Annotated in this window: 17 protein-coding genes and 1 pseudogene; 1 reads left to right on the forward strand and 17 read right to left on the reverse strand. The window is 70.9% G+C overall.

The window, feature by feature from the left end:
- Positions 1-167: 167 nt before the first annotated feature.
- The 3 genes from pyrH to rpsB all read right to left on the reverse strand — a co-directional run bounded on the left by pyrH (position 168) and on the right by rpsB (position 2,945).
- Positions 168-938 (reverse strand): UMP kinase, encoded by a 771-nt coding sequence (pyrH, locus tag SLV14N_RS11025; RefSeq protein WP_018087130.1) that lies wholly within the window; start codon positions 936-938, stop codon positions 168-170.
- Between the two features lie 162 nt (positions 939-1,100).
- Positions 1,101-1,937 (reverse strand): translation elongation factor Ts, encoded by an 837-nt coding sequence (gene tsf / locus SLV14N_RS11030; RefSeq protein ID WP_127153231.1) that lies wholly within the window; start codon positions 1,935-1,937, stop codon positions 1,101-1,103.
- Positions 1,938-2,045: 108 nt separating this feature from the next.
- Positions 2,046-2,945 (reverse strand): 30S ribosomal protein S2, encoded by a 900-nt coding sequence (gene rpsB, locus SLV14N_RS11035; RefSeq protein WP_018087132.1) that lies wholly within the window; start codon positions 2,943-2,945, stop codon positions 2,046-2,048.
- 934 nt (positions 2,946-3,879) lie between these two features.
- Between rpsB and SLV14N_RS38795 the strand changes: the two genes are divergently transcribed.
- Positions 3,880-4,524, forward strand: a complete 645-nt coding sequence (locus SLV14N_RS38795; protein ID WP_317633700.1) for a M23 family metallopeptidase — start codon at positions 3,880-3,882, stop codon at positions 4,522-4,524.
- A gap of 340 nt (positions 4,525-4,864) precedes the next feature.
- Here the strand turns inward: SLV14N_RS38795 and SLV14N_RS11045 are convergent, their stop codons facing one another.
- The 14 genes and pseudogenes from SLV14N_RS11045 to rimM all read right to left on the reverse strand — a co-directional run bounded on the left by SLV14N_RS11045 (position 4,865) and on the right by rimM (position 17,236).
- Positions 4,865-5,404, reverse strand: a complete 540-nt coding sequence (locus SLV14N_RS11045) for a TetR/AcrR family transcriptional regulator (RefSeq protein ID WP_208687815.1) — start codon at positions 5,402-5,404, stop codon at positions 4,865-4,867.
- A gap of 127 nt (positions 5,405-5,531) precedes the next feature.
- Entirely contained in the window at positions 5,532-6,368 is an 837-nt protein-coding gene (gene whiG, locus SLV14N_RS11050; protein ID WP_026169189.1) for an RNA polymerase sigma factor WhiG, read from the reverse strand.
- 361 nt (positions 6,369-6,729) lie between these two features.
- Positions 6,730-8,037, reverse strand: a complete 1,308-nt coding sequence (gene dprA / locus SLV14N_RS11055) for a DNA-processing protein DprA (RefSeq protein WP_263269199.1) — start codon at positions 8,035-8,037, stop codon at positions 6,730-6,732.
- A 2-nt stretch (positions 8,038-8,039) separates the two neighbouring features.
- Positions 8,040-9,698, reverse strand: coding sequence for a YifB family Mg chelatase-like AAA ATPase (locus SLV14N_RS11060; RefSeq protein ID WP_208680789.1), 1,659 nt, complete (start codon positions 9,696-9,698; stop codon positions 8,040-8,042).
- Positions 9,698-10,042, reverse strand: a pseudogene (locus tag SLV14N_RS38800) (YraN family protein); the annotation flags it as partial. The pseudogene SLV14N_RS38800 and the gene SLV14N_RS11060, both read right to left, overlap by 1 nt.
- Positions 10,043-10,641: 599 nt before the next feature.
- Positions 10,642-10,950 carry a DUF2469 domain-containing protein gene (locus tag SLV14N_RS11070; protein WP_003980220.1) on the reverse strand — a complete coding sequence of 103 codons (309 nt, stop codon included), beginning with the start codon at positions 10,948-10,950 and terminating at the stop codon, positions 10,642-10,644.
- Positions 10,951-10,988: 38 nt separating this feature from the next.
- Complete coding sequence (locus SLV14N_RS11075; RefSeq protein WP_263273098.1) at positions 10,989-11,465, reverse strand: NUDIX hydrolase; 477 nt, start codon at positions 11,463-11,465, stop codon at positions 10,989-10,991.
- 163 nt (positions 11,466-11,628) lie between these two features.
- Positions 11,629-12,357 carry a signal peptidase I gene (gene lepB, locus SLV14N_RS11080; protein WP_208680790.1) on the reverse strand — a complete coding sequence of 243 codons (729 nt, stop codon included), beginning with the start codon at positions 12,355-12,357 and terminating at the stop codon, positions 11,629-11,631.
- Between the two features lie 54 nt (positions 12,358-12,411).
- The gene (gene lepB / locus SLV14N_RS11085; RefSeq protein ID WP_208687817.1) at positions 12,412-13,383 is read right to left on the reverse strand and encodes a signal peptidase I; all 972 of its coding nucleotides are present in this window, start codon (positions 13,381-13,383) and stop codon (positions 12,412-12,414) included.
- Entirely contained in the window at positions 13,325-14,548 is a 1,224-nt protein-coding gene (gene lepB / locus SLV14N_RS11090) for a signal peptidase I (protein ID WP_263269201.1), read from the reverse strand. The genes lepB (SLV14N_RS11085) and lepB (SLV14N_RS11090) overlap by 59 nt, the downstream gene beginning before the upstream one ends.
- On the reverse strand, positions 14,541-15,305 hold the full coding sequence (gene lepB, locus SLV14N_RS11095; protein WP_208680792.1) for a signal peptidase I: 765 nt from the start codon (positions 15,303-15,305) through the stop codon (positions 14,541-14,543). Before lepB (SLV14N_RS11095) ends, lepB (SLV14N_RS11090) begins: the two co-directional genes overlap by 8 nt.
- 96 nt (positions 15,306-15,401) lie before the next feature.
- A complete protein-coding gene (gene rplS / locus SLV14N_RS11100; RefSeq protein ID WP_018087148.1) occupies positions 15,402-15,749 on the reverse strand; it encodes a 50S ribosomal protein L19 in 348 nt (115 codons plus the stop codon).
- Positions 15,750-15,881: 132 nt separating this feature from the next.
- Entirely contained in the window at positions 15,882-16,691 is an 810-nt protein-coding gene (gene trmD, locus SLV14N_RS11105; RefSeq protein ID WP_208680793.1) for a tRNA (guanosine(37)-N1)-methyltransferase TrmD, read from the reverse strand.
- Positions 16,691-17,236, reverse strand: a complete 546-nt coding sequence (gene rimM, locus SLV14N_RS11110; protein ID WP_263269203.1) for a ribosome maturation factor RimM — start codon at positions 17,234-17,236, stop codon at positions 16,691-16,693. Before rimM ends, trmD begins: the two co-directional genes overlap by 1 nt.
- Between the last annotated feature and the right edge of the window lie 39 nt (positions 17,237-17,275).

Raw genomic sequence — 17,275 nt, forward strand, 5'->3', positions numbered from 1 at the left:
CCTGGTCTTTTCGGTAAGAAGCAGAGCCTCGCCCCTGCCGCGCGTCTTCTCCTGCACGGTGTCCGACCGGCAGGCAGTTGTCCATCCCCGTACCGAGGTCTTCCCCCGGCCGGGAGTTGCCGCCCGTACAGGGCGATGCCCGTACGGAATCGCGGCAGTTGAGGCCGTCAGGCCCGGGTGTCCTGATCGCTGACGAGCGTGCCGATCTTCTCACCCTTCACCGCACGCGCGATGTTGCCCTCGGCGAGCAGCTCGAACACGAGGATCGGGAGCTTGTTGTCCCGGCACAGGGTGATGGCGGTGGCATCGGCGACCTTCAGATCGCGGGTGATCACCTCGCCGTATTCGAGGGCGTCGAACTTCACCGCGTCCGGGTTCTTCTTGGGGTCGGAGTCGTAGACGCCGTCCACCCCGTTCTTGCCCATCAGCATGGCCTCGGCGTCGATCTCCAGGGCGCGCTGGGCGGCGGTGGTGTCGGTGGAGAAGTACGGCATCCCCATACCGGCGCCGAAGATGACGACCCGGCCCTTCTCCAGATGGCGCACCGCGCGCAGCGGAATGTACGGCTCCGCGACCTGGCCCATGGTGATGGCCGTCTGGACGCGGGAGTCGATGCCCTCCTTCTCCAGGAAGTCCTGGAGGGCCAGACAGTTCATGACCGTGCCGAGCATGCCCATGTAGTCGGAGCGGGCCCGGTCCATACCGCGCTGCTGGAGTTCGGCACCGCGGAAGAAGTTGCCGCCACCGATCACGATGGCGATCTCGTAGCCGTCGCGCACCACGGCGGCGATCTCGCGGGCCATCGCGTGCACGACGTCGGGGTCGACACCCAGTCCGCCGCCACCGGCGAATGCTTCGCCCGACAGCTTCAGCAGGAAGCGTCGCCGGCCGCCGTGGCCGGCATGGTCTGTGTGCGCGCCGTCGGCACCGTGAATCATTGAGCTCTCCTCGTGCACATACGAAGAAGGCCATTGCCGTGGGTCTGGTTCAGATCCCTGTGCGGCAATGGCCTCCTCGTCACATCTGCGGCCGGCCGTTGAGCGGCCGACTGCGTACGACCCTAGCGGGGTCGTAGGTCATTCGCTGCCTTCGCGACAGGCTCAGATGCCGACCTTGATGCGCGAGAAGCGCTTCAGGGTGACACCGGCCTCCTGGAGGACCTTCTCGACGGACTTCTTGTTGTCGAGCGCGTACGGCTGGCCGAGCAGCGTCGCGTCCTTGAAGAAGCCGTTGATGCGGCCTTCGACGATCTTCGGCAGAGCGGCTTCGGGCTTGCCCTCCGCACGGGTGGTCTCCTCGGCGACACGCCGCTCGGCCTCGACGACCTCGGCCGGGACGTCGTCCTTGGCGAGGTACTTCGGGGCGAAGGCCGCGATGTGCTGCGCGATGCCCTTGGCGACCTCGGCGTTCTCCTTGTCGAGCTCGACGAGGACACCGATCTGCGGGGGCAGGTCGGGCATGGTGCGGTGCATGTACGCCGACACGTAGCCGTCGGAGAACTGCGCGAAGCGGTCCAGAACGATCTTCTCGCCGAGGGTGGCGTTGGCCTCGTCCACGTACGCCTGGACGGTCTTGCCGGCCTCGATCTCGGAGGCGAGCAGGGCCTCGATGTCGGCCGGAGCGGTCTTCGCGACGTGCGCGGCGATCTCGTTGGCGACGGCCTGGAACTTCTCGCCCTTGGCGACGAAGTCCGTCTCGCACTTCAGCTCGACGATGACACCGGAGGTGTTGTCGCCGGCGATGAGGGAGACCACGGCGCCGTTCTCGGCGGAGCGGCCCTCGCGCTTGGCGACGCCCTTCTGGCCCTTGATGCGCAGCGCCTCGACGGCCTTGTCGACGTTGCCCTCGGCCTCGTCCAGGGCCTTCTTGCAGTCCATCATGCCGGCGCCGGTGAGCTCGCGGAGCTTCTTGACGTCAGCGGCGGTGTAGTTCGCCATGGTCTGTGAATCTCTTCTCGAAATCTCGAAGTCGAAAGATCTACGGGTGGACGGCGGGGGCGGCGCTTGTGGCGCCCTCCCCCGCCGTCATCAGCCGGATGCTGCGGGTCAGGCCTGCTCGGCGTCCGCGGCCGGCTTCTCGGCCTCGGCGGCGGGAGCCTCGGCGGCCGGGGCGGCCTCCTCAGCGGGCTTCTCCTCGGCCTTGGGGGCCTCGTCGTCAGCCTTCTTCTCGCCCTCGAGCAGGTCGCGCTCCCACTCGGCCAGCGGCTCGGCGGCAGCAGCCTTCTCGCCGGGCTTCTGGTCGCCGGTGGCGGCACCGGAGCGGGCGATGAGGCCCTCGGCGACGGCGTCGGCGATCACGCGGGTGAGCAGGGTGACGGAGCGGATCGCGTCGTCGTTGCCCGGGATCTTGTAGTCGACCTCGTCCGGGTCGCAGTTGGTGTCGAGGATCGCGACAACCGGGATGTTGAGCTTGCGCGCCTCACCGACGGCAATGTGCTCCTTCTTGGTGTCCACGATCCAGACGGCGCTGGGCACCTTCTGCATCTCGCGGATACCGCCGAGGGTCTTCTCCAGCTTGGCCTTCTCGCGGGAGAGAACCAGGAGCTCCTTCTTGGTGAGGCCGGAGGCGGCCACATCCTCGAAGTCGATCTGCTCGAGCTCCTTCAGGCGCTGCAGGCGCTTGTAGACGGTCGAGAAGTTGGTCAGCATGCCGCCGAGCCAGCGCTGGTTCACGTAGGGCATGCCCACGCGGGTCGCCTGCTCGGCAATGGCCTCCTGGGCCTGCTTCTTCGTGCCGACGAACATGACCGAGCCGCCGTGGGCGACGGTCTCCTTGACGAACTCGTAGGCGCGGTCGATGTACGACAGCGACTGGAGCAGGTCGATGATGTAGATGCCGTTGCGCTCGGTGAAGATGAAGCGCTTCATCTTCGGGTTCCAGCGGCGGGTCTGGTGCCCGAAGTGGACGCCGCTCTCCAGCAGCTCCCGCATCGTGACGACGGCCATGGCCGTACTCCTTGTTGTTCTCGGTTCCACTGCGGCCGGTCGGCCGCGGTGCCTGACGCCCCGACGCGCCTGCCGGGGATGACACCTTGCGGAGCCGTCCGAGGACCGAGGGGCGCGGCCGTCGTGCTGCCCGAAAGGGACTGGTGCACTGACGGCGGGGCGTGCGAAGTCGACCCGGTGACCCGGATCGCCACCAGAAGTGTACGGGACGGCCGATGCACCGGGCGACACGCTCCGTTTCGAGCCCCGGGCGGGTGACACCGTTGTCCACAACCGGCCGCTCGTCCACAGCTTCGGATCAAGATCCGCACGCCGCGACGGACTGCGCCACCGTCAGCACATGCGACGAAACACACGACGAAATCCCGGCCCGACAAGAACCCTCCACGCCTTCACCGGCCTCCGCGGACGCCTCCCCCGACCGACAGACCCCAGGTGGCCCAGGCCCAGGCCCCACAGCCGGCCGGGACGCGGGCCGGCCCCCCTTCCCCCTCCCCGGTTCCGCTCCCCGTCCCGGCCCCGGCCCCGCTTCCGGTCGTGCAAGCCTCTCCCACCGGCACCGCGCCGACAGCCGAACGGTTATGGGCCGAGCTGCTTCTTCCCCGCCCACGCGGCGGGTGTCCTCCTGGCCCCGACCGCGGCTGCGGTCCTCACGCTCTTCACCCCGGCACTCGCGAACGCTGCTGCCGCCTCGTCCGTGAGCACGGTGGCAGGGCCTGGGGTGGCACGAGGGGCGGAGCGCGGGGCGGGGCACGGGTTGGGGGTCGTGGCGGGTCGACCGGTGGAGGGGATAGATCGGGTGGTGGGTCGGGCTGCGGGTGTGGAACGTGGTGCGGTTGCAGGGCGTGCCGAGGATGTGGCGCCGGTGGTGCGTGCCGTGCCACCGGCCGAGGGCAGGTCCTGGCCGGTGGGAGGATCAGGGGGCATACAGCCCATGGTGGTCAGGGGCTGGGAACCGCCTCCTGCCTCGTGGGCGGCCGGGCACCGCGGGGTGGATCTGGCCGCATCCGCCGGCACCGTGGTGCGAGCGGCGGCCCCTGGCCGAGTGGCCTACGCCGGGACCGTCGCCGGCCGTGGCGTCCTGACCCTCGAGGTCTCTCGCTCGGGCCGTCCTCCCTTACGCACCACCTACGAACCCGTACGCTCCACCGTCCGGAAAGGTCAGCGCGTCACGGCGGGCCAGCCGGTCGCAGTGCTGCAACACGGCGGCCCGTTCCACTGCCGGGAGCCCTGCCTCCACTGGGGCCTGCGCCGCGGCAAGACCTACCTGGACCCGTTGTCGCTACTGCCGCCGAGCATGCTCGGCGGCGGCCCTTCGCGACTGCTGCCGATCTTCGGAGTTCCCGTACCTGCGGGCGGCAGCACGATTCCCCGGCCTCCGGAGCCACCTGAGCCCACAGCTCAAGCGAGCAGTTCGGCCCCGACAGCAGCTGACCTCGCAGAGTCGGTCGGTCTGGCGGCCGTGACGATCTGGGCGCTCGGCCGGCTGTCCTCGGCCCGGTCTGCGGTAAGCGAGGAAGGCACGCGACGGCGGTGGCGGAGTTGGGGGTGGCGCGGCCTCGGCCGAGGTGGAGGGTGATCGCGAGACGGCCGTGATCGCGGCGGAGCGGTGAACGCGACACGGCGAGAACAGTCAGGTCAGCGGGGCGGCTGCGCCTGGGCCCGCACGGGCAACAGCACACGCCCCGGCCCATGCACAAGCGACGGGAAAGCCGCACAGCGCACCGGCAGCACGCCACAGGAGCGAGCCGGGCTGCGGGCTGCGGGCTGCGGGCTGCGGGCTGCGGGCTGCGGGCTGCGGGCTGCGGGCTGCGGGCTGCGGGCTGCGGGCTGCGGGCTGCGGGCTGCGGGGCCAACGAGCGTGAGGTGGTGGAGGTGGGTGGGTGGGCCGGGGGCCCGGGGGGGGAAGGCCCCCGAAGTCAGCCGCGAACCCCCCGGAGCGCCATCCCCACCGCCGCCTCCGTGATCTCGCCCGGGTCCTCTGCGGCGCCCAGTTCGATGCGGCGGACCGCGGCGTCGACGACTCCCTGGAGGAGCATGGCCGCGAGCCGGGGTTGTTCGTGGCCGAGGGTGGCGAGCGCCTCGACGATCATGGCGATGAGTCCGCCGTGCGCCGCGCGGATCTTCTCGCGTGCACCCGCGTCCAGCTCGCCGGCCGAAATGGCCACGACGGCACGGTGGCGCCGGTCGCCGACCAGCGCGAGTTGCCGGCGGACGTAAGCCTCGATCTTGTCCTCGGGCGTGTCGACACGCTGCATCGCCGCTTGGACCTCCGCGGCCCAGACCGGGAAGTCGACGGCACACAGCTCTTCGACGACGGCGGCGCGCGAGCGGAAGTACTCATACACGGAAGAGCGCGCGAGACCCGTGCGCTCGGCGAGGGCGGGGAAGGTCAGCGCTTCCGTTCCGCCTTCGGACAGCAGGGTGCGGGCGGCGTCCAAGAGGGCGCCGCGCTGCATCGTCCGGTGCTCGGCCACAGAGGCCGCTCGAATCCTGGGCACGTCACCACTCTACGGATGGCGCGCCCGCCGTGGCACTCCGCATGGCGACACCGAAGGGGAAGAGCCGGCGCCCGCAACCCGTGACTCAGCGTCCGACGTCGGCGAGCTTCGCCCTGAGCTGGAGTACGGATTTGGTGTGGATCTGGCTGACTCTGCTTTCCGTGACGCCGAGGACATTGCCGATCTCGGCGAGCGTGAGGCCTTCGTAGTAGTAGAGCGTGACCACGGTCTTCTCGCGTTCGGGGAGGGTGTTGATGGCACGCGCGAGCAGCCGCCGCAGCTCACGGTCCTCGGCGATCTCGACGGGGTTCTCGGCGGCGGTGTCCTCGAGCGTGTCCATCAGGCTCAGGCGTTCGCCCCCCTCGCCGCCGACGTGCAGCAGTTCCTCCAGCGCCACGACGTTCGCCAGGGACAGCTGGCTGAACACCCCGTGGAGTTCCTCCAGCCCGATGCCCATCTCCTCGGCGACCTCCGCCTCAGACGGGGTGCGGCGCAGTTGCGCTTCGAGGGTGGCGTAGGCGCGTTCGACGGCGCGGGCCTTCTGCCGTACGGAGCGCGGGATCCAGTCGAGCGCGCGCAGCTCGTCGATCATTGCGCCGCGGATACGGGTGATGGCGTAGGTCTCGAACTTGATGGAACGTTCGGGCTCGAATTTCTCGATGGCGTCGATCAGTCCGAAGACGCCGGAGGAGACGAAGTCGGCCTGTTCGACGTTCGGCGGCAGGCCGACGCTGACGCGGCCGGCGACGTACTTGACCAGCGGTGAGTAGTGCAGGATCAGCTGCTCCCGCAGCCGGCCGTCGCCTGATGCCTTGTAGGCGCGCCACAGCTCGTCGAGCGAGGTGGGCGGAGCGGGGCGCACGCTGCCGCGTGCGGCGGGTGGTACAGCCGCACGGTCAGACCCGGAGGTGTGCTGGGGCATTCGTCGCCTTGAGCCGTTCTGCCGAGACGCGGGTGGATGGATGTATGAGGGTTGAAGTGCCTGTGAGCGTAGCGTGACCACAGCGTCGCGGTGCGCGAGGAAGGCAGGTTCGGGGGTGCGCAGATACGTTCCGCTGCCCGCACCCCAGGGTTACCTCGTACGGCGTGGCGACATCCGGACACGGTGCCGGGCGCGGGCTTCCGGAGGGCCGTGCGGGCGGACGCGGTGACATGACGGGCAGGGCCTCGTGCGTCCCCTGCGCCACATCGCCGTCTCCTCACGGGTCGGGCCCGTGCCACGAAGCACGGCAAACCTGGATTCTGCGGTCATTCCCCTCACCCTTTCACCCGTTCGCCCCAGGTCAAGTACCGCCTCGCCGGGAACCCCCGGTCGTCTCGGCGCGTCGCGTCAACTCCCAGCGGTCACCGCACCTTTGAACGAATCCGAGGGACAGCAGCTCGAAGAGTTTGGCCCGGGTGACATCGCGGGGCGTGCCGGCTTCCTGGGCCAGATGGCCGGTGTCCGCGGTGCCGCGCGCGGGCAGCGCCTCGAGTACAAGGGCCGCGACGGGGTCCAGGAGGTCGCGGATACGGGTCTGCCCTTGTCGTTCGGGAGCGAGGTCGCCGATGCTGCCGACGAGCTCGATGACCTCGTCGGCGTCGGTGACCACCGCGGCCTCGCCGCGCAGGAGTTGATGTACCCCGGCGGACAGGCCGCTGGTGACCGGGCCCGGCATGCCCATCGTGAAGCGCCCGAGGTTCTGCGCCCGCCGGGCGGTGACGAGTGAGCCGCTGCGGAGTTCGGCCTCTACGACGACGGTGCCTCTGGTGAGTGCGGCAATCACGCGGTTGCGCTGGATGAAACGGCTGCGGGTGGGGTGGTCGCCGGGAGGTAACTCAGCTACCACCAGGCCCTGTCCGGCGATCCGGCCGATCAACTCGGTGTGGCCGCGCGGGTAGGGGTGGTCGACTCCGGAGGCCATGACGGCGATGGTCGCGCCGTCCGCGGCGAGCGTGCCGCGGTGGGCGGCGCCGTCCACGCCGTAGGCGGCGCCGGAGACGACGGTCCAGCCGCGGTCGGCGAGTCCGGCGCTGAGGGTGGCGGCGAGGTGGGCGCCGTATTCGGTGCAGGCACGGGCGCCGACGACGGCGACCGAGCGCAGCGCCCACAGTCTGAGGTTGGCCGTCCCGCGCACCCACAGGCCGATGGGGCGGGCGTCGCCGAGGTCGTCGAGCTGGCCGGGCCATTCGTCGTCCCCCGGGCAGATGAACCGGCCGCCGAGCGCGGTGACGGCGTCGAGGTCCGCGGTGGGGTGTGCCCGGGTGGCGCGCAGCCGCAGGCCCGCGATCTTGGTAGGGCTAGCGCCCGTGGGCAGGTGCGCATCGTCGTCGGACAGGGTGTGCCACAGGGCCTCCGGGCCCATCTCGCGCAGCCAGCGGCCGGTGGTTTCGTCGCCCGGTTCGAGGATGCGGGTGAGGGCCGCGCGGGCGGTGCGCTGTGGGCCGGGTGCCTCGTCTGCGGCGGGCCGGGGGTCGGCGGCGGTGTGGGGTCCGGTCGTCGTGGTCATGGCGTGGCCCGGCCCGGCCGTCGGGTCGGGTGTGCGGTCCCGGTGTTTCCCGGCCGACTCCGGCCCGTCGGTGGCGAAGCCCCATGCGTCGATCCCGTTCATGGTCACCTCTGCTCGTGCGGCGGCCGGGCGGTCGCGGTCTCGTGGCGGTCTCCGCCCCCGTCGGCCGCCGTCAGCGCGCCGCGGCGTACGCCGGTGCGGAGTTCCAGGGCCCAGTTGACGTCTTCCCTGGTGGGGCGGTCGCGGCCGGCCAGGTCGGCGGCCGTCCAGGCGACGCGGAGGACACGGTCGAGGCCGCGGGCGGTGAGGAGGCCGCATTCGAGGTCGCGTTCCGCTTGGGCGAGTGCACCGGGGTGGACCTGCCAGCGGGTGCGCATCTCGTGCCCGGGGACCTCGCTGTTGGTGTGCCACGGTGTGCCGGCGAAGCGGGCCGCGGCGCGTTCACGGGCGGTCCGTACGCGTTCGGCCACGGCCGCGGTGGTTTCGGCTCCGCGGCCGAGTGCGATCAGTTCGGCGCGGGAGACCGGTTCCACGGCGATCCGCAGGTCCACCCGGTCCATCAGGGGCCCGGAGAGCCTGGCCCGGTAGCGGCGGATGGTCGACGGCCGGCATTCGCAGCCGCCGCCGGTGGTGCCATGCCGTCCGCAGGGGCAGGGGTTGGCAGCCAGGGCGAGGAGGATGCGGGCGGGCATGCGCATCATGCCCGCGGCGCGGGCGACGACGACGTGGCCGGACTCCAGTGGCTGGCGCAGTGCGTCCAGGACGCGTGGGCTGCACTCCGCGGCCTCGTCCACGAACAGCACGCCGTGGTGGGCGAGGGATACGGCGCCGGGGCGGGGCAGTCCGGTGCCGCCGCCGACGAGGGAGGCCATCGTCGCGGAGTGGTGCGGGGCGCAGTAGGGCGGCCGGTGGACGAGCGGTTGGCCCGGTGGGAGGGTGCCGGCCACCGAGTGGACGGCGGTGACCTCCAGGGATTCCTTGGGTGACAGGGGTGGCAGCAGTCCGGGGAGGCGTTCGGCGAGCATGGTTTTGCCGGCGCCGGGCGGGCCTTTGAAGAAGATGTGGTGGCGTCCGGCGGCGGCTACTTCCAGGGCGCGGCGGGCGCTGTGCTGGCCTGCGACGTCGGCGAGGTCGGGTGTGTGGTCCCCGGGTGGCAGGCCCGCACCGACGCCGGTTCCGGGCACGACCAGCCCGGCGAGCGAGGGGTCGGGGCGGCCTTCGTCCCGCGGGTCTTCCTCGTCGGGCACCGGTTCGTCGGCGAGGACGGCGATGAGCTGGCGCAGGGTGCGGACGCCGAGGACGGAGATGCCGGGGACGAGCGAGGCCTCGGCAACGGTCTGTTCCGGTACGACGACCTGGCGGTATCCGGCGTCGGCGGCGGCGAGTACGGCGGGCAGCACTCCGCGTACGGGGCGGACGCGGCCGTCCAGACCCAGTTCGCCGATCATCATCAGGTCGGTGAGTTCGCGGGGGTCCAGGCGCTCGGCGGCGCCGAGGACCGCGCAGGCCACGGCCAGGTCGAAGCCGCTGCCGCCCTTGGGTACGGAGGCCGGGCTGAGGCCGACGGTGAGCTTCTTCTGCGGCCATTCGGCGCCGGAATTCACGACGGCGGCGCGCACCCGCTCCCGGGACTCGATGAGGCTCTTGTCGGGGAGCCCGACGAGGGTGAAGGCGGCGACGCCGGGTTCCAGGTCGGCCTGGACCTCGACGACGACGCCCTCGACGCCCACCAGGGCGACGGAGCAGGTGCGGGCGAATCCCATCAGGCCACCCCTCGTGCGTGCTGGACGACCGGGGCGCCGCGGGCGGGCAGCAGGACGCCGATGACATCGATCCGTACGCCGCCGGGTGGCGGGCCACCGTGTCGCTCCAGCCAGCGTTCCGCCAGCAGCCGCAGCCGGGCGGTCTTCTCGGGGCGTACGGCCGCCATGGGGTGTTCGTACCAGCCGGCGCGGCGGGTTTTGACCTCGCAGACCACCAAGGCGTCGCCGTCGGCCGCGACGATGTCGATCTCTCCGTCGCGGCAGCGCCAGTTCCGGTCCAGGATCCGCATTCCGGCCTCGATGAGCCGCCGGGCGGCCAGGTCTTCGCCGTAGCGGCCGAGGGCGCGGCGCCGGGTGTCGGCCGGTCCGGCGGCCGTGGGGCCGGTACCTGTCGGGTCGGCGCCCGGTGGCCCGACTGCGGTCCGCTCGGCCGCGGGGGGCTTACGTCCTGGGGGCGGCGCTCCGCTCTTGCGGCAGTTGGCCGGCGTGACCTTCGCGGCCTGCCCCGGTCCCGTGCCGGGCTTCGCTTTGCCGACCGGGCCGGAGCCGATTCGCGCCTCGTCATAACCACGCGTCGAGGCAGACCCGGGCGTCCCGTCCCGCCCACGCGTCGAGCCCGGCCCGGGCGCCTCGTCCCGTCCGCTGGTCGAGCCCGGTCCGAGCTCCTCGTCCGGCCCGCTCATCGAGCTCGTCGCCCGTGCCGCGTTCCGGTCCCTGGCCGAGCGCGTCCTCGGCGGAGCCTCCGTGATCGGTGCGTTCTTCCCGGCCTGCCGGCCGGCCTGCATGGCGTTCATGCGGTACCACCTCCGGCACCGACTGTGACGCCCCCGACACGATCTGTTGGATCTTGGTGGACAGTGAGCCGGTTGTGGATAACCCGCTCACCCGTCCGGGTCACGGTGGACCGGCCCCGGGGCCGGCCACACCGCAGCCCCCGGCTGCCTCAGCTCCCCGGAAGATCCAGATCGCTCTTGTTGAGCTCCTCGATATTCACGTCCTTGAACGTGAGTACCCTCACCTGCTTGACGAAGCGGGCCGGGCGATACATGTCCCAGACCCAGGCGTCGGCCATCGACACCTCGAAAAAGACCTCGCCCTGGACCGAGTGCACCTGCATCTCGTAATCATTGGTGAGGTAGAAGCGACGCTCGGTCTCGATCACATATTTGAACAGCCCGACGACGTCGCGGTACTCCCGGTAGAGCTTCAGCTCCATCTCGGTCTCGTACTTCTCGAGGTCCTCGGCGCTCATGGCAGATCCCCTTCAGCCGTGCGTCCCCCCATTGTGCGTCAGACCCGGTCGGTCTCCAGGAGCACCGGCGCATCGGGGGGCCCTTCGTCGAGCAGCGTGCGCAGCAGCTCGGCGAGTCTGGTCGGATACACCGTCTCATGGGATGCGGACAGTTCCTCCGAAGTCCACCACCGCAGTCCCGAGACGCTGCGTCGCTCCAGGTCCGTCTGCCCGCCGGTGTGGGTGGCAGTCCGGTCGGTTCTTCCCAGGTAGTACCACTCATCCTGCTCCCAGCGCCGCCCGTCGAACGGGAAGGCGCAGTGACGCTTCCACAGGACGGGGCCGAGGACGACGTCGGTGATGCCGGTCTCCTCGGCGAGCTCGCGGCGGGCCGCCTCCTCGCGGCTTTCCGTGCCTTCGAGGCCGCCGCCGGGGGTGAACCACCAGGTGTCGGTGGGGTGGTCCGGTTCGAAGCCGTGGAGCAGCAGGATCCGGTCGTCGGGGTCGAGCAGCACGACGCGCGAGACCTGGCGCACGGTGGTCGTCTCCGTTGCGTCGGCGGCCGCCGCCTCTCGCCCGCCGGCCGTCGCACGGCGCTCCGAGGTCTCCTCAGCGGCCGCCCGGACCCCGTCGGGCCCGACGCCGGCCGCCGCCCCGCGCCCCGCGGGCTCCTCGGCGCCCCGTCCCCGCGCCCGTCCCTCAGCCACGCTTGCGCGCCGTACGTCGGGCGACGGGACCGTAGGCCGCACCGGCAAGGATGAGGACCGCACCGGCGACCACGGCGAGGGTGATGGGCTGCACCGGGCCGGGCTGCGAGATACCGCCGGGGAGATCGGAGAAGCTGGTCGGGCGCTGCATCACCCCCACGCTGCCGAGCGGCCAGGCGCGCGCGTCGACCCGGGCATTGACGGCGCTGCGCGGCACCGAGCCGTGGTCGCTGTCGGTGAGGTGGACGCGGGAGTCGAGGGAGTCATTGCGGTGGTCGCCGAGCAGGAAGAGCTGTCCGGCGGGGACCTTGGCCTTGAAACCGACGGGTGAGGCGGGCCCGCTGCCCTGCAGATACGGTTCTTCGACGGGGGTTCCGTTGACCGTCAGCAGACCCTGCTTGGTGCAGCAGGTGACCTTGTCGCCGCCGACGCCGACGACGCGCTTGACCATCGGCATATCGCCCCAGACGGAGTCCTTGAAGACGACGACATCGCCGCGGCGTATCTCGGAGCCTTCCACTCTCTCGGCCAGGACCCGGGCACCGGCCGCGATGGTCGGCGACATCGAGTCGGTCGGCACCGTATAGGGGCGGTAGATCAGCGCCCCCCATACGAAGCCGCCCAGGAACAGCACACAGCCGACGGCCACGGCCAGACCGGACAGCACGCTGCCCGTGGTCCGGCCGCGGCCGTCGGTCCTGCGTTCGGTACTGCTGCTCATCCCAGCGCTCCCACCCCGCGGACCCAGCCCGCGTCGAAGATCCGGGACGGCACCTTACCTGGGGTTACGCGCTCCGGTCAGCCTCCGGCGGCGCCACAGCACGATCGGCACCGCGCCGGCCAGGCCCAGGGCGGCCGGAGCCACCCCCATCGCCTTGTTGATCCCGGGCTGGTCGAAGGTGTCCGGTACCGGCAGGGTCGACCAGCGGTTGATCGGCCACGCGATGGTGAACGCCCGGCCGACGACCTCGTCCTCCGAGACCGTGCCGTTGCCCTTGAGGTTCTGGTGGTAGCGCGAGTCGAGGGAGTCGTCACGGTGGTCACCCATCACCCAGATCCGCCCCTTGGGGACGTGGATCGGGCCGAACGCGCGGTCACCGCAGGGGGTGACACCGGGGAAGATGTACGAGTCTTCCTTGAGGGGCTTGCCGTTGACCTTGACCGGGCCGGTGCCGTGGCACTCGACGGTGTCGCCGCCGACCGCGATGACCCGCTTGATCAGGTCCTTCTCCTCGGCCGAAGGCATCAGTCCGATGAAGCTGAGGACCTTCTGGACGGGGTTGGGCTCGGGGGTCGGCGTCTCGTTCAGCCAGCCGCCCGGATCGTGGAAGACCACGACCTCGCCGCGCTCCGGCTTGGAGCCGAACCACGGCGTCAGCTTGTCGACCAGTACCCGGTCCCCGCGCTGCAGGGTGTCCTGCATCGAGTCGGACGGGATCGAGAACGCCTGCACCAGGAACGTCTTGATCAGCAGCGCCAGGAGCAGAGCGATACCGATGAGGATCGGCAGCTCCTTCCAGAAGGCACGCGGCTTCTTGGCCTTCTTCATGCCGCCGCTCACCTCCTCGCCCGCCGGCCTGTCCAACGTGCCGGATGTGTCCGATGCGTCGGCCGGGGCCGAACGCTGCGACTGTGCCCCTGACTGTGCTGGTGACTGATGCACGGAACTCGTCGCCGCTCCCGCGGTCTCACCACGCCCTGCCGGCTCTTCGGGCTCTTCGGTTCCGGACCGCGCGCCGACCGCCAAGTCCCCCACATCTGCTCCTCACTCCACGCACTCGCCCGCCCGTCAACCGGTGCAGGCCCACCACTCCCATAACGAGCGGGAGTTCCGCAGGGGTCGGGAGTACGGACAAACTCTCGGATGACACCTTATGCGGCGTACCTGCCGAGGACGCCTTGGCGCCCGGCGCGTCGCGCACGGTCGTGAAGGTGTCCGGCTCTTCGAGGCGCCGCCAGTGGCTGAACGGCCAGGCGATCACGACGGCCCGGCCCACGACATTGTCCTCCGAGACCGTGCCACGGTACGGCTCGTCCAAGTGGAAGCGCGAATCCGCGGAGTCAGAGCGGTGGTCGCCCATCACGAAGATCCGGCCGGTGGGGACGGCCACCGTGAACTTCAGTGTGGAGGGCGGGTTGCCCGGATGGACATACGGTTCGGTCAGCGGTACGCCGTTGACGGTGACCCGGCCCTGCTTGTCACAGCACTTGACGGTGTCGCCGCCGACCGCCACGACCCGCTTGATCAGGTCCTGTTCATCGGCCGACGGCAGCAGCCCGATGAAGGTCATGGCGTCATTGACCGGCTGAAAGGCGCCCCCGTCGGCATCGGGCTTGATCTGCTCGCCCTTGAGCCAGCCTCCGGGGTCCTTGAAGACGACGACGTCACCGCGCTCCGGCTTGGAGCCGAACCACGGCGTCAGCTTGTCGACCAGCACCCGGTCGCCGATCTTGATCGTCTGCTCCATGGAGCCGGACGGGATGACGAAGGCCTGGACGAGGAAGGTCTTCAGGACGAGGGCGATGGCCAGCGCCACGCCGACGAGGATCGGGATTTCCTTCAGGTAGGAGCGTTGCCTGCGGCGCTTGATGCGCTTCGCCTGGCGCCGCCGCTCGGCACGCCCGCCGGTCGCGGTGCGGGCCGACCGCCGGCCGCCGTGCCCGGCCGCGTTCTGAGGGCCGCCGCGCGCAGTGGAGTCGCCGTACGGGGCATCGCCGCCCCGCCCCCCGGAGTCGCCGTACTGGGCACCTCCGTACGGGGCACCGCCGCCCCGCCCCCCGGAGTCGCCGTACGGGGCATCTCCGTACGGGGCATCCCCGCCCCGCGCCGGCCGGTCGGTGCCCTGCGCCCGGCTCCGCTTCGGCCGGCCGGTGCCCGGACTCCCGTGGCGGGGGCGTCCGCGGCTACCCATGGGGGCCTGCCGCGGCGGGTATCCGGTCGAAGGCTCCTGGGGCGTCGAAGGTGCGCCAGCGGCTCACCGGCCAGGTGATCAGGTCCGCGCGGCCGATGACCTTGTCGACGGGGACCGTGCCGCCGCCCGGCTGGCCGAGGTGGTCGCGGGAATCGCTGGATCTGGCGCGGTGGTCCCCCATGACCCACAGCCGGCCCTCCGGCACCACGATGTCGAAATCCACCGAGGACGGCGCGTCCCCGGGGTGGAGATACGCCTCGCTCACGGGCTCACCGTTCACTTCGATCCGCCCCCGTTTGTCGCAGCAGGTCACATGGTCACCGCCGATGCCGATCACACGCTTGACGTAGTCGGTCTCGGCGGGCCGGGCCAGGCCCAGCGCCGCTCCGGCGCCGCGCACCAGTCCCGTGACGGGATTCTCCCCCTGCTCCCTGTGAACGAAGGACCCGGTGCCGTCGAACACCACCACATCGCCCCGCTCCGGATCGCTGCCGAAACGGTACGCCAGCTTGTTGACCAGCACCCGGTCACCGATCTGCAGGGTGTTCTCCATGGAGGAGCTGGGGATCAGGAAGGGCTGGGCGATGAACGCGCTGAGGAGCAGCACAAAGACCAGGCAGAGCGCGAGCAGGGTGGCCGGCCGGTGGCGCAGACCGGCCGCACGGGTGCGGAAACGCGCGGAGCGCGACCCCTGCTCCGGCCCCTGGTCGGGGGTGGGAGAGGGGTCGCGCTCCGTGAGCTGTGCGTCGGTGTCCATCGGGCCCTGAGCCTATCCGGCCGGGTCCGGGCGCCCTACGCGAGCGGGGGTTTGCGTTGCCCCGGCGCAAAAAATCGTGCCCCGGGACGGCCCGGCTCAGTTGTCGCGCTTCTCCTTGATCTTCGCGGCCTTGCCGCGGAGCTCGCGCAGGAAGTACAGCTTGGCGCGACGGACGTCACCGCGGGTCACGACCTCGATCTTCTCGACGATCGGGGTGTGCACCGGGAAGGTGCGCTCGACGCCGACGGAGAAGCTGACCTTGCGGACCGTGAAGGTCTCGCGGACGCCGGCGCCCTGACGGCGGATGACAACGCCCTTGAACTGCTGCACACGGGAGCGGTTGCCCTCGATGACGCGGACGTGGACGTTGACGGTGTCACCCGGGCGGAAGGCCGGGATGTCGCTGCGCTTCGAGGCGGCGTCGACGGAGTCGAGAAGGTGCATGACCTACTGCTTTCTTCGCTGATGCCACAGGTCATCAACGGGATATGGGAAGGATGTTTCGGATGCCGTTCCGTCGGGCGGGCGTCGTTCCCCCTGTGGCAGGGGCGCGCGCCGGACGCACACAGCAGCGGCCTATTCTTCCACGGCCCCACTCGTCCGCCCAAATCGGCCGTCGTCACCCTCCGACCAGCCCAGGGCATCGAGCATCGCGCGGTCATGTTTGTCGAACGCGGCGGGGTCGGCGCGCTCGATCAGATCGGGGCGGTTGCGGTCCGTGCGGCGGAAGGCCTCGTCCCGGCGCCAGCGGGCGATCTTGCCGTGGTGGCCGCTGAGCAGGACCTCGGGGATACCGCGGCCGCGCCACTCCGGGGGCTTGGTGTAGACGGGGCCTTCCAGGAGGTCGGCCATCGCGCCGGGGGCGAAGGAGTCGTCCTGGTGGGAGGCGGCGTTGCCGAGGACGCCGGGCAGCAGCCGGGCCACCGCCTCGACCATGACCAGGACCGGTGCCTCGCCGCCGGCCAGGACGTAGTCGCCGATGGAGACCTCGCGGACGTCGACGCGGTCGCCGTACTCCTCGATGACGCGGCGGTCGATGCCTTCGTAGCGGGCCGGGGTGAACACCAGCCAGGGCTTGGCGGAGAGTTCGACGGCGAGCTGCTGGGTGAACGGGGCGCCGCTGGGGGTGGGGACCACGATCACCGGCTCCCCGTCACCGGACGCGAGGATCTCGTCGAGCGCCTCGCCCCACGGCTCGGGCTTCATGACCATGCCGGGGCCGCCGCCGTAGGGGGTGTCATCGACGGTGTGGTGCTTGTCGTGGGCCCATTCGCGCAGGTCGTGAATGCGCACATCGAGCTGTCCGCGGGCGCGGGCCTTGCCGACGAGGGAGACGTTCAGCGGCTCGAGGTACTCGGGGAAGATCGTGACGACATCGAGCCGCATCAGCTGTCCCCGCGGCTGCCGGCGATCTCGGCCTGGCTGTCGTCGAGGAGGCCGGGCGGCGGGTCGATGACCGCGCGCTGCTCCCCGAGGTCGATCTCCGGGACGATTTCGGCGACGAACGGGATCATGACCTCGCTGCCGTCGGGCCGCTGGACGATCAGCAGGTCCTGGTAGGGCAGGTGGGAGACCTCGGAGATCCGGCCGACGTCGGTGCCGTCGCGGGTGACGACATCGAGGTCGATCAGCTGGTGGTCGTAGAACTCCTCGGGGTCCTCGGGGACTTCCTCGGGGTCGACCTCCGCGATCAGCAGGGTGTTGCGCAGCGCCTCGGCGGCCGTACGGTCCGCGACGCCCTCGAAGCGCAGCAGCAGCCGGCCGCTGTGCACCCGGCCGGTCGCGATGGTCAGCGGTCCGACGGAGGACGGTTCGGTGGCGAGGACGGCACCCGGGCCGAGCCGCAGTTCGGGCTCGTCGGTGCGCACCTCTACCGTGACCTCGCCCTTGATGCCGTGGGCGCGGCCGATTCGCGCCACTACCAACTGCACGCTGTCTACTCCCCTTTTTGCGGCTGAACCGCCGCCGCT

It is taken from the genome of Streptomyces sp. Je 1-4 4N24, from assembly GCF_026239515.1.
Lineage (GTDB): Bacteria > Actinomycetota > Actinomycetes > Streptomycetales > Streptomycetaceae > Streptomyces > Streptomyces nigrescens.